The following is an 11,423-nucleotide window of genomic DNA, read 5'->3' on the forward strand; positions in this document are numbered from 1 at the left end:
CCTTTGTTTAACCGGGGTTTCGACGTTTTGAAGGAGGGTTTAGTTAATGATTGAAATCGAAAAGCCGAAAATCGAAACGGTTGAACTTAACGAAGATGCTAAATATGGTAAATTCGTAATTGAACCGCTTGAGCGTGGATATGGTACTACTTTGGGTAACTCCTTACGTCGTATTCTTTTATCCTCACTCCCTGGTGCCGCTGTTACTGCTATCCAAATCGATGGCGTATTACATGAATTTTCAACAGTTGAGGGCGTAGTAGAAGACGTTACGACGATCATCTTAAACTTGAAAAAGTTAGCTCTTAAAATCTACTCTGAAGAAGAGAAGACGTTGGAAATTGATGTACAGGGCGAAGGTATTGTCACAGCTGCTGATATTACTCACGATAGTGATGTAGAAATCTTAAATCCAGATTTACACATTGCAACGTTAGCAAAAGATGCGCATTTCCGCGTGCGTTTAACTGCAAAGCGTGGCCGTGGGTATACGCCAGCTGATGCAAATAAAAGCGAAGATCAACCAATAGGAGTAATTCCTATTGATTCTATTTATACTCCAGTATCACGTGTGACTTACCAAGTGGAAAAGACACGTGTCGGACAAGTGGCTAATTATGATAAGCTTACGCTTGATGTATGGACGGATGGAAGCATCGGGCCAAAAGAAGCTATCTCTTTAGGTGCCAAAATCTTAACTGAGCATTTAAATATCTTTGTTGGTTTAACTGATGAAGCACAAAATGCTGAGATTATGGTCGAGAAGGAAGAAGATCAAAAAGAGAAAGTTCTTGAGATGACTATCGAAGAACTAGACCTTTCTGTTCGTTCTTATAATTGCCTAAAACGTGCAGGAATTAATACTGTACAAGAGCTTGCGAACAAAACAGAAGAAGATATGATGAAAGTTCGTAACTTAGGACGTAAATCCTTAGAAGAAGTTAAACATAAACTTGAGGAATTAGGTTTAGGTTTACGTAAAGACGACTGAGGATTTAAACCCATCAACAAAGGAGGGAACTACGAATGGCATACAGAAAATTAGGCCGTACAAGTGCGCAACGTAAAGCTATGTTACGTGATTTAGCTACTGATTTAATTATCAACGAGCGCATCCAAACGACAGAAACTCGTGCAAAAGAACTTCGTTCTGTAGTGGAAAAAATGATCACTTTAGGTAAACGCGGAGATCTTCATGCTCGTCGTCAAGCAGCAGCTTTCATTCGCAATGAAGTAGCTAACGCTGAGACTGGTCAAGATGCACTTCAAAAACTATTCGCTGATGTAGCTCCACGCTATGCTGAGCGCCAAGGCGGATACACTCGTATTGCAAAAATTGGTCCACGTCGCGGAGACGCAGCACCAATGGTAATTATCGAGTTAGTATAATGATAATTAAAAGGGCAGGACAGTTCTTTTCAAGAAACTGGTCATGGCCCTTTTTTTTAAATATAAAAATAGGCTAACTGTGCGAAGGAAAGGGTGCCTTCTATTGAAAAAAGAGAAACTTCGGATAGAAAATATATCATTTCAATATCCTGGGGCAGCCACTTATGCATTAAAAGATGTTTCATTTTCCTTATATGAGGGAGAATGGGTATCTATTATTGGACAAAACGGTTCAGGAAAGTCTACACTTGCAAAATTATTGAATGGTTTGTTTTTGCCAGAAGCAGGGACTATTACAGTAAATGATACAATGGTTTTATCAGAGGAAACGGTATGGGATGTTCGAAAACAAATTGGAATGGTATTTCAAAATCCAGATAATCAATTTGTTGGAACAACAGTGCAAGATGATGTTGTATTTGGCTTAGAGAATATCGGAATGCCAAGAGAACAAATGATTGAAAGATTAGAACAGGCCTTGCGACTTGTCCGTATGGAAGATTTTCTTAATGATGAGCCTCATTCCTTATCTGGTGGGCAAAAGCAGCGAGTGGCAATAGCAGGCGTTTTAGCACTTCAACCATCTATTTTAATATTAGATGAAGCAACGTCAATGTTAGACCCTCAAGGGAGACGTGAAGTAGTAGAAACGGTTAGACAACTTGTTACTCAAAAAGGTATTACCGTGTTATCGATTACGCACGATTTAGAAGAAGCGGCACAGTCAGATCGTGTCATTATTTTAAATAAGGGAGAAATATTAGAGGAAGGGACTCCAGAAAAAATTTTCAAATCCTCTCATATGCTCCAAGAAATTGGCTTAGATGTACCGTTTTCAGTGAAAATAGCAGAATTATTAAAAAGAAATGAAATTCTCTTGCAAAATACGCATCTTACAATGGAAAGCTTGGTGAACGAACTTTGGAGATTACATTCCAAAAAGTAGAGCATCGTTATCAATATAAAACTCCATTTGAAAGACGCGCACTTTATGATGTAGATGTGTCGTTTCCAAGTGGGGGCTATTATGCCATTATTGGTCATACTGGTTCAGGTAAGTCAACGATGATTCAACATTTAAATGGTTTATTGCAGCCGACAAATGGTACAGTTCAAATTGGTGAACATTTGATTTCGGCAGGAAAGAAAGAAAAAAAGTTAAAGCCACTACGTAAAAAAGTAGGGGTTGTCTTTCAATTCCCAGAACATCAGTTGTTTGAAGAGACTGTGGAGAAAGATATTTGTTTCGGCCCTACTAATTTTGGAGTATCTGTAGACGAAGCAAGGCAAAAGGCTAGAAAGGCAATTGAACTTGTAGGGCTAGAACCGGAACTGTTAACACGTTCTCCGTTCGAATTAAGTGGTGGACAAATGAGACGTGTTGCTATAGCGGGTGTACTGGCGATGGAACCTGAAGTGCTTGTATTAGATGAACCTACAGCAGGACTAGATCCAAAAGGGCAGAACGAACTTATGGAGATGTTTTATAAGCTGCACAAGGAAAAGGGGCTTACAGTTATCCTTGTAACGCATAATATGGAGGATGCTGCTCAGTATGCGGAGCAGATTGTAGTTATGCATAAAGGAACGGTCTTTTTGCAAGGAAGTGCAGAGGAAGTATTTTCACATGCCGATGAACTAGAGAAAATTGGTGTGGATCTTCCTATGTCATTAAAGTATAAACGTGCAATTGAAGAGAAGTTTGGTATTTCAATTCCAAAGGCTACCTTATCTTTAGAGGATCTTACTCATGAAGTTGTGCAGGTGTTACGAAAAGGTGGTCATGAATCATGCAGCAGTTGATTATTGGGAGATATATCCCGGGGAATTCACTTATTCATCAACTTGATCCACGTACGAAGCTGCTGATTGTCTTTTTATATGTATTTGTTGTTTTCTTAGCAAATAATGCGATTTCATATGGATTTTTATTTTTATATGCACTCATTGCTTTATTTTTTGCAAAAGTGCCGATTCGTTATGTACTTTCGGGCTTAAAACCAATTTTATGGATTTTTCTTTTTACATTTTTCCTGCATATTTTTACAAATAAGGAGGGGGATGTACTATTCCACCTTGGTTGGTTTTCGATATATGAAAAAGGATTAGAGCAAGGGATATACATTTCTGTACGATTCTTCGTTATTATTTTAATGACGACATTATTAACGTTAACGACGACACCTATTGAAATTACAGATGGTTTGGAGACGTTATTAAAGCCGTTGAAGCGTATAAAGGTTCCTGTTCATGAAATCGCATTAATGATGTCAATTTCTCTTCGTTTTATCCCGACATTAATGGATGAAACGAGTAAAATAATGAAAGCACAAGCGTCACGTGGTATTGATTTTGCCGGGGGACCGATAAAAGATAGAATGAAAGCTATTATTTCACTGCTCGTTCCTCTGTTTATCAGTGCTTTTAAGCGTGCAGAGGACTTAGCCATTGCGATGGAAGCTCGTGGATATCAAAGTGGTGAAGGACGTACTAAATTTAGGCAACTACGCTGGAAAACAAGCGATACAGTAACGATTGTCAGCTTATTTTGTTTAGCTTGTATTTTGGCATGGGTGCGATCGTAATGGAGAATAGAGAAATGGATAGAATAAAATGTACGGTTGCATATGATGGCATGCATTTTTGTGGTTATCAAATTCAGCCGAACCATCGTACTGTTCAACAGGAGATAGAAAAAGCATTGCAGAAATTGCATAAGGGAGAACTTGTTCGTGTTCAGGCATCTGGTAGAACAGATTCTACAGTTCATGCAAAAGGACAAGTAATACACTTTGATACTCCTTTGTCTCTTGAAGAGTGGCAATGGATTAATGCTTTAAACACAATGTTGCCAGATGATATTGTTATTAGGCAAGTAGAGAAAAAAACAGAAGAATTTCATGCACGTTACGGTGTTGAGAAAAAAGAATATCGTTATCGTGTATTATTATCAAAGACTGCGGATGTATTCCGTAGAAATTACGTATATCAATATCCATATCCGCTCGAAATCAACTCTATAAGAAAAGCAATTCCTTATTTTATTGGAACACATGATTTCACTTCTTTTTGTTCGGCAAAAACTGACAAAAAAGATAAAGTGCGAACAATTTATGAAATCGAGTTAATTGAACAAAATGATGAAATAATTTTTCGTTTTGTAGGTAATGGATTTTTATATAATATGGTCAGAATTATTGTTGGTACGTTACTTAGCGTAGGGCAAGGAAAGCTTGATCCTGATAGCATTCCAGAGATTTTAGCGAAACAAAATCGTCAGTTTGCTGGAAAGATGGCTCCAGGTCATGGGCTTTACTTATGGGAGGTAAACTATAACAACTAATCCTGGTGTAACATTTGCTTGACATTAGAAACTCAAAAGTATATCATAACATATGGTATTGTTTCTAAAACCACGATTAGCCCCGGAAGGAAATCGTGTTTAAGATAAACAATAGATTTTTTCTATGGAAAAGATAACGAGGAGGGAAACACATGCGTACGACTTTTATGGCAAAAGCTAACGAAGTTGAGCGTAAATGGTATGTGGTTGATGCTGAAGGTCAAACTTTAGGTCGCCTTGCTAGTGAAGTAGCATCCATTTTACGTGGTAAAAACAAACCTACATTTACACCACACGTTGACACGGGTGATCATGTAATTATTATTAACGCTGAGAAAATTCATTTAACAGGTAATAAATTAAACGATAAAATTTACTACCGTCACACTAACCACCCAGGTGGACTTAAGCAAAGAACAGCTCTTGAAATGCGTACAAACTACCCTGTACAAATGTTAGAGCTTGCAATTAAAGGCATGCTTCCAAAAGGACGCTTAGGCCGTCAAGTTTCTAAGAAACTTAACGTGTATGCTGGAGCAGAGCATCCACACCAAGCACAAAAACCAGAAGTTTACGAACTTCGCGGATAATTAATTAAAGGAGGGCTTACTTTGGCACAGGTTCAATACTATGGCACTGGACGTCGTAAGAGTTCAGTAGCGCGCGTACGCCTAGTTCCAGGCGAAGGACGCGTTATCATTAACGGTCGTGATTTTGAAAACTATATCCCATTTGCTGCATTACGTGAAGTAGTGAAACAACCTCTAGTTGCAACAGAAACTTTAGGTAACTACGATGTACTTGTAAACGTAAATGGTGGTGGATACACTGGTCAAGCTGGTGCTATTCGTCACGGTATTTCTCGCGCTTTATTAAAAGCTGATCCAGAATACCGTCTAACACTAAAACGTGCAGGTCTATTAACTCGTGACGCACGTATGAAAGAGCGTAAAAAATACGGTCTTAAAGGCGCACGTCGTGCACCTCAGTTCTCAAAACGTTAATTTTTGCGAACTACAAACCCCAACCATTTTGGTTGGGGTTTTTTTATGTTTCATTCCTCTTTTGCAATTTTTATAGCTTGGAATATTTTAGTGCTACCGCCACGCGTATGCTTCTTCTTTAGAAGTTTAGACTAATACGTATTAGGGAGGTTTATAAGTACTATGAATGTCATTGTCAGCTTACAAGAAAAACAAAAAGAAAAGCAGTTAAAATACGAGCGGAAGATGTTGCGGGAATTATCATTAAAAACATTGCGTTCAAATATTCGTGATGCCTTTCAAATGCAAGAGCTTCATCGTCAGTATGAAGATTACTGTATTGAATTAGGGATAGAATCTTATTTATTAGGAGCGAGATACAGTAAATTTGGTTATTATGGTGAATCGTTTTTTGATGTGAAATATAGAGCTTTAGAAGAAGAACAACAATTAACTGAAACGCTATTTCAATTTTTAACGAGTATGACTATGCGAGAAATAAAGTTGAAAGATGAGGAATTACTTTTTGAATCTTGTCAGCAGTTTATAGGATTGTGGTGGCAAGAAGGGTATGAAAAAGGTGAAAGAAGATATCGATTAAAGCTTCATTAAGACAAGCATAAACTTTCCTCTTGTCCCATATAAGTAATTAGAGGGACTAGCTGGAGGAGGAAAGGTATGAAGAGAATTCGAATTATCTCTTTTGCACTCGCTGCGGTTGTATTGTTTTTTTTAGTTAAACAAGAATTTCAAATTACAAAATCGTGGCGAGCTTGGAATTTACCCTTATCAGGGAAAGTAATTGTATTAGATGCTGGGCATGGTGGACCAGATGGAGGGGCTGTTGGTGGAAAGGATATTATAGAAAAGGATATTACGCTTGAAATTACAAAAAAGGTACAAGACTATTTACAAGAACAAGGTGCACTAGTTATTTTAACGCGTGAGGGAGATTATGATTTAGCTAACAAAGATACAAAGTCATATAGTAGACGTAAAGCAGAGGATTTAAAAAAACGTGTAGAAATCATCAATAAACCTGATGTAGACTTTTTTGCAAGTATTCATTTAAATGCTTTAACTAGTAGTGGATCGAAAGGCGCACAAACGTTCTATTACCGCTCTTCGATTGAAAATGAACGTGCTGCAAAATTTATACAGGCTGAATTGAGAACAAGTTTAGAAAACACGAATCGTTCTGCTAAGACAATTTCGCATGTATATTTATTAAAGTATTCTAAAACACCAGGTGCTTTAATTGAAGCTGGCTTTTTATCGAATGTGAACGAAAGGTATATGTTAAATTCGGAGAAATATCAGCAAAAGGTAGCAGCTGCAATATACCGTGGTATATTACGTTATTTCACGGAAAAAGGAAATCCTCCAGAATAAGGAGGATTTTTTTGAGCTTCTCTCGTTAACGAAGTTTTCGGAAAATATGTTATACTGGAAATGTAAACGCATTTATTTCAAGGATAAGCAGAGATAAATTCAATTAACATTACGTTATTTTTCATACAGGGGGCTGGGCTAATTATGATAACGAAAGAGCAAGTGGTTGAAGCGTTAGAAGGGATTGTAGATCCGTTTTTACATAAAACATTAAAAGAAACAAGTGCAATTAAAGAGGTAACAGTCAAGCCAGAGAAGGAACATGTGAGTGTCAAAATTGCAATCGTAAAAACCGGTACAGCGGAACAAATGCAGTTGCAGTCTGGAATTGTAAAGTTAGTAAAAGAACTTGGGGCAGCAACAGTTGGACTTCGTTTTGCAGAATTTACAGAAGAGGAATTAGCTCAGTTTGCACCGGAACAAGAAGAAGAGCAAAGTGAATCTTTATTGTCACCTAATTCAAAAACAACATTCTTAGCAGTAGCGAGTGGAAAAGGTGGCGTGGGAAAATCAACTGTTTCCGTTAACCTTGCAGTTGCTTTAGCTCGTTTAGGAAAAAAAGTTGGTATTATTGATGCGGACATTTACGGTTTTAGTGTGCCAGACATGATGGGGATAGAAAAACGTCCTATCGTAAGAGGTGACAAGATAATTCCGGTGGAACGTTTAGGTGTAAAGGTAATCTCAATGGGCTTCTTTGTAGAGGATAATGCACCAGTTATTTGGAGAGGACCTATGCTTGGGAAAATGTTAAACCACTTCTTCACAGAAGTAGAATGGGGCGATTTAGATTATTTAGTACTAGATTTGCCACCAGGCACAGGTGATGTTGCGTTAGATGTGCACTCAATGTTGCCATCTTGCAAAGAGATTATTGTAACGACGCCTCATCCAACAGCTGCGTTTGTAGCAGCGCGTGCTGGAGCGATGGCATTGCGCACTGAACATAGTATTCTTGGTGTTGTTGAGAATATGGCATATTTTGAAAGTAAGGTAACTGGTGAGAAAGAATATGTATTTGGAAAAGGCGGGGGAGATAAGTTAGCTACCGAATTACAAACGAATGTTCTTGGTCGCATTCCGCTACAACAACCCGATTGGAATAAAGAAGACTTTGCTCCTTCAGTATATGAAGATACACATACAACGGGCATTATTTATAGTAAAATAGCTGAAACAGTAATTGATAGAACAGCTGTTACACAAAAATAAAGTGAAACTTTAATCAGTGGGGTTCACCTGTTACTGACAACAATAAGGCTTTTGTTGCTAGTAAACCTTTCGCTTAACTAGAGGGGGCCATTTCGTCTGTTAATAGCAAGATAAAGTAATAACGAGTGAACAATGTATAAATTGTCCACTCGTTATTATAGTTATTATTTTTTACTATTCTTCCTTCTTCCCGCCTTGAGAACCACCGTCACCGCCTGCTTCTTTCTTACCAGATCCGCCTTTTTCAGCTTTTTGCACACCTTTACTAATGATATCAATCATCTTGGCTTGGAAGAGTGGACTTTCAGCAGTTTCTGTTAGTACTTGTTGTAGATATTGACGGTATTCTTTACTCTTCATTGTTTGTAACATCATTTTTTCTACTTCAGGATTTTTCATAATTTCTATAACGCCTGCTTGGTATTCAGGGTCTTTTAATAAGGTTTTCATTAATTGGGTTTGTTCTTTCCCCATACTTTTAGCGAACTTCGATGAGAACTCAGGATCTTTAAAGAGCTTTTCCCAGAATTGTTGCCCTTTATCGGATACCATGGCATCTTCAATCGTTTTCTTTACTACTGTTTCATCTAGTATGAGTGCTTGTTTCATTTTTTCATCAGTTAATACATCTTGAATAGCTTTCTTACCTTGATCTGTTTTTAAAATATCAACAATCATTTTCTTTGTTTGATCGTAATCTAGTTCGGATTTCGTTTCTTTTCCTTGTGCGCATGCTGCAAGTGCGATAAGTAGAAAAGAAGAAATGAAAATGAATAGCATCCGTTTCATAAGTTGGAACTCCTTTCAGCACAGTTCTCTCTTTTTAATATAAATATCTTTAAGGAATTTATACATGAACATGGCTAGCTTTTTGAAATTGTCATTGATACAATTTAATTAGAAATATAAGGATAATGGGGGATGTGTTGTGAATAGCCGCAAGTGGGTACGACTATTTTTAACGACGTTGTTTCTTGGTGGAATTAGCACAGTTATTATTGGTTTTGTTTTGGAGTGGGACAAGTACAATAAATTTTTTCAAAATTTCGACGGTAAGGAGATTTTAGCAGTATCTTTCTGGCTGATGGGTGTAGGATTTATTTTTAGTGTTATAAGTCAAATGGGATTCTTTGCATATTTAACAATCCACCGTTTTGGACTAGGGATGTTCCGCTCATCTTCTTTATGGAATGCAGTCCAGCTCTTCTTTATTGCATTCGTATTATTTGATTTTGTGTATTTAAGATCTGTACTTATTGCAAATGGGGAAGTCTCGTTAGGGAATAACATACTTGTTGCTGGAATATTATTTGTGTTTGGAGCAATTGTTGCTTATGTAAAAAGCAAAGAAACAAATAAAAAAGCATTTGTGCCAGCTCTGTTCTTTATGGTTGTTGTAACGATCCTTGAATGGGTACCGGCGCTTCGGATTAATGATACAGATTGGTTATATTTAATGGTTATACCGCTATTGTTATGTAACGCATATCAATTACTTGTATTACATCGTTTAATCGGAAAAACAAGTAAATCAGCTTAATAGAGAGATTTTATACACCAGCAGTTATAATGCTGGAAATGGTATGATTAAAAAAGCTCTACCACCTTCTTGAAAGGTAGTAGAGCTTTTTATGCGTGAAGAGTGGTAGGGAAGAAGCTACTTCACATCTTCACTTTTCGTACTTGTGTTGGAAATAAGTTGTGATACGGATATTTGCTCATATCCATCACTTTTTATTTTTTGCAGGAGCAGCGGTAAAGCTCTATTTGTTTGAAGGGCAGAATCGGATGCGTGTAATAAGACGATATCTCCACCTTTCAAATTATTAGAGACAGTGGAAACGATGTTATTTACACCTGGGTTTTTCCAATCGTTTGAATTATTACTCCAATGCACGACGGTGTATCCAAGTGATTCTGCGATTTTAAGGGTTGCTTTGTTAAATTCGCCACTAGGTGGACGTAACAGCTTGACTTGTTTTACACCAAGTTTCGTAAAAACATCTTGTGCTCGTAAAAGGTCTCGTCTTATTTCATTTGTCTCTAGAGAAGTGTAGGATGTGTAATTGTACCCCATACTACCGATTTCGTGTCCGTCTTTCATGATTCGCTCTACAATATCGGGGTGTCTTTCGGCCCATGCAGCAGAAAGGAAGAATGTTGCATTCTTAATTTCTCTTTCTTTAAGAGTATCTAGGATTGGAATTGCTTTTTTGTCTCCCCAACTAATATCAAACGTAAATGCAACTTGCTTTTTAGCGGTGTCTCCTTTGTAAATTACTTTAGGGCCTGTAGCAGTTGAAAAAGCAGATTCATGTGAATATGTTTTTAAAAAGAGTAGCCATGCTGTAAATAAGGACAGTATCACTATTAAGCTAATGTGTTTAAAATTTCTCTTACTCGTAATAAAAAAGAAAAACATAATATTACGCCCCTTTGTCCAATCCTTTTCAGTTACATATATGCTGTAAATATAAAAAAGAGAACAAAGGATTAATATCGTAAGTAGTGGATATAATGGATGATAGGATTGTGATAATTGAAAATGAGCGGAACGTTTATTGTTGCGTAAGGAATTATTGAGGTGATTGTTTGCTTGGGCTGATGTTGACAAAAGAAGAGAGAAAAGAAATGGAATACATATTGAAGAGAGAATTAGAGGAACTTTTATTTGATTTTGAAGATGAGCGTATTCATGAAGTTGTAAAAAAAGCCATGGAAGAAAGATATAAAATCATTTTCTGTTTATTCCGGAGAGTAGCTAACACAGAAGAATGTATTCGTTATGTAAGAAAAAGAATTTTTTATTAAAAAGTGTTGACGTTAATAGTTTGTATATGTTAAATTAATAACCGTCGCTGATGCGGAAACGCAGAAAACGACAAAAAGAAATTGAAAAACTTAGTTGACATCGAAAAACGAAAATGTTAACATAAGGAAGTCGCAAATGAGCGACCAAGTAGTTCTTTGAAAACTGAACGAAACAAACAACGTGAAACGTCAATTTTTATTTTAGATGCTAGACAAACTAACTTTATTGGAGAGTTTGATCCTGGCTCAGGATGAACGCTGGCGGCGTGCCTAATACATGCAAGTCGAGCGAA

15 protein-coding genes and 1 rRNA gene are annotated in these 11,423 nt (G+C 37.1%); 14 read left to right on the plus strand and 2 right to left on the minus strand.

Annotated features, from left to right (window positions below):
- Nucleotides 1–46 precede the first annotated feature (46 nt).
- The 11 genes from D1166_RS25300 (at nucleotide 47) to D1166_RS25350 (ending at nucleotide 8,319) form a co-directional block, all read left to right on the plus strand.
- A complete protein-coding gene (locus tag D1166_RS25300) occupies nucleotides 47–991 on the plus strand; it encodes a DNA-directed RNA polymerase subunit alpha (protein WP_000569643.1) in 945 nt (314 codons plus the stop codon).
- A 35-nt stretch (nucleotides 992–1,026) separates the two neighbouring features.
- Nucleotides 1,027–1,389 carry a 50S ribosomal protein L17 gene (rplQ, locus tag D1166_RS25305; protein WP_000331490.1) on the plus strand — a complete coding sequence of 121 codons (363 nt, stop codon included), beginning with the start codon at nucleotides 1,027–1,029 and terminating at the stop codon, nucleotides 1,387–1,389.
- A gap of 103 nt (nucleotides 1,390–1,492) precedes the next feature.
- The gene (locus tag D1166_RS25310) at nucleotides 1,493–2,335 is read left to right on the plus strand and encodes an energy-coupling factor ABC transporter ATP-binding protein (protein WP_000711759.1); all 843 of its coding nucleotides are present in this window, start codon (nucleotides 1,493–1,495) and stop codon (nucleotides 2,333–2,335) included.
- Nucleotides 2,311–3,192 (plus strand): energy-coupling factor ABC transporter ATP-binding protein, encoded by an 882-nt coding sequence (locus D1166_RS25315; RefSeq protein WP_000406535.1) that lies wholly within the window; start codon nucleotides 2,311–2,313, stop codon nucleotides 3,190–3,192. Before D1166_RS25310 ends, D1166_RS25315 begins: the two co-directional genes overlap by 25 nt.
- On the plus strand, nucleotides 3,180–3,974 hold the full coding sequence (locus tag D1166_RS25320) for an energy-coupling factor transporter transmembrane component T family protein (protein ID WP_097856690.1): 795 nt from the start codon (nucleotides 3,180–3,182) through the stop codon (nucleotides 3,972–3,974). Before D1166_RS25315 ends, D1166_RS25320 begins: the two co-directional genes overlap by 13 nt.
- Before the next feature lie 14 nt (nucleotides 3,975–3,988).
- Entirely contained in the window at nucleotides 3,989–4,732 is a 744-nt protein-coding gene (gene truA / locus D1166_RS25325) for a tRNA pseudouridine(38-40) synthase TruA (RefSeq protein ID WP_002098927.1), read from the plus strand.
- A gap of 152 nt (nucleotides 4,733–4,884) precedes the next feature.
- Nucleotides 4,885–5,322 (plus strand): 50S ribosomal protein L13, encoded by a 438-nt coding sequence (gene rplM, locus D1166_RS25330; RefSeq protein ID WP_001260793.1) that lies wholly within the window; start codon nucleotides 4,885–4,887, stop codon nucleotides 5,320–5,322.
- Between the two features lie 21 nt (nucleotides 5,323–5,343).
- The gene (rpsI, locus tag D1166_RS25335; RefSeq protein ID WP_000079986.1) at nucleotides 5,344–5,736 is read left to right on the plus strand and encodes a 30S ribosomal protein S9; all 393 of its coding nucleotides are present in this window, start codon (nucleotides 5,344–5,346) and stop codon (nucleotides 5,734–5,736) included.
- 162 nt (nucleotides 5,737–5,898) lie between these two features.
- Nucleotides 5,899–6,327, plus strand: coding sequence for a DUF2521 family protein (locus D1166_RS25340; protein WP_001101005.1), 429 nt, complete (start codon nucleotides 5,899–5,901; stop codon nucleotides 6,325–6,327).
- 66 nt (nucleotides 6,328–6,393) lie between these two features.
- Entirely contained in the window at nucleotides 6,394–7,107 is a 714-nt protein-coding gene (gene cwlD / locus D1166_RS25345) for an N-acetylmuramoyl-L-alanine amidase CwlD (RefSeq protein ID WP_000822439.1), read from the plus strand.
- A 144-nt stretch (nucleotides 7,108–7,251) separates the two neighbouring features.
- The gene (locus D1166_RS25350; RefSeq protein ID WP_000628846.1) at nucleotides 7,252–8,319 is read left to right on the plus strand and encodes an Mrp/NBP35 family ATP-binding protein; all 1,068 of its coding nucleotides are present in this window, start codon (nucleotides 7,252–7,254) and stop codon (nucleotides 8,317–8,319) included.
- A gap of 174 nt (nucleotides 8,320–8,493) precedes the next feature.
- Here the strand turns inward: D1166_RS25350 and gerD are convergent, their stop codons facing one another.
- Entirely contained in the window at nucleotides 8,494–9,108 is a 615-nt protein-coding gene (gerD, locus tag D1166_RS25355) for a spore germination lipoprotein GerD (protein ID WP_087876009.1), read from the minus strand.
- Nucleotides 9,109–9,247: 139 nt separating this feature from the next.
- On the opposite strand from gerD, the gene kbaA reads away from it, so the two are divergent.
- Nucleotides 9,248–9,859 carry a KinB signaling pathway activation protein KbaA gene (kbaA, locus tag D1166_RS25360; RefSeq protein ID WP_001088526.1) on the plus strand — a complete coding sequence of 204 codons (612 nt, stop codon included), beginning with the start codon at nucleotides 9,248–9,250 and terminating at the stop codon, nucleotides 9,857–9,859.
- Between the two features lie 117 nt (nucleotides 9,860–9,976).
- On the opposite strand, the gene pdaB is transcribed toward kbaA, so the two are convergent.
- Entirely contained in the window at nucleotides 9,977–10,741 is a 765-nt protein-coding gene (gene pdaB / locus D1166_RS25365) for a polysaccharide deacetylase family sporulation protein PdaB (protein WP_000464705.1), read from the minus strand.
- 170 nt (nucleotides 10,742–10,911) lie between these two features.
- Between pdaB and D1166_RS25370 the strand changes: the two genes are divergently transcribed.
- Entirely contained in the window at nucleotides 10,912–11,130 is a 219-nt protein-coding gene (locus D1166_RS25370; RefSeq protein WP_000901147.1) for a hypothetical protein, read from the plus strand.
- A gap of 223 nt (nucleotides 11,131–11,353) precedes the next feature.
- Nucleotides 11,354–11,423, plus strand: a 16S ribosomal RNA gene (locus tag D1166_RS25375); the annotation flags it as partial.

Origin of the sequence: Bacillus sp. ISO11, from assembly GCF_003458115.1 — a bacterium.
GTDB classification, from domain to species: Bacteria; Bacillota; Bacilli; order Bacillales; family Bacillaceae_G; genus Bacillus_A; species Bacillus_A cereus.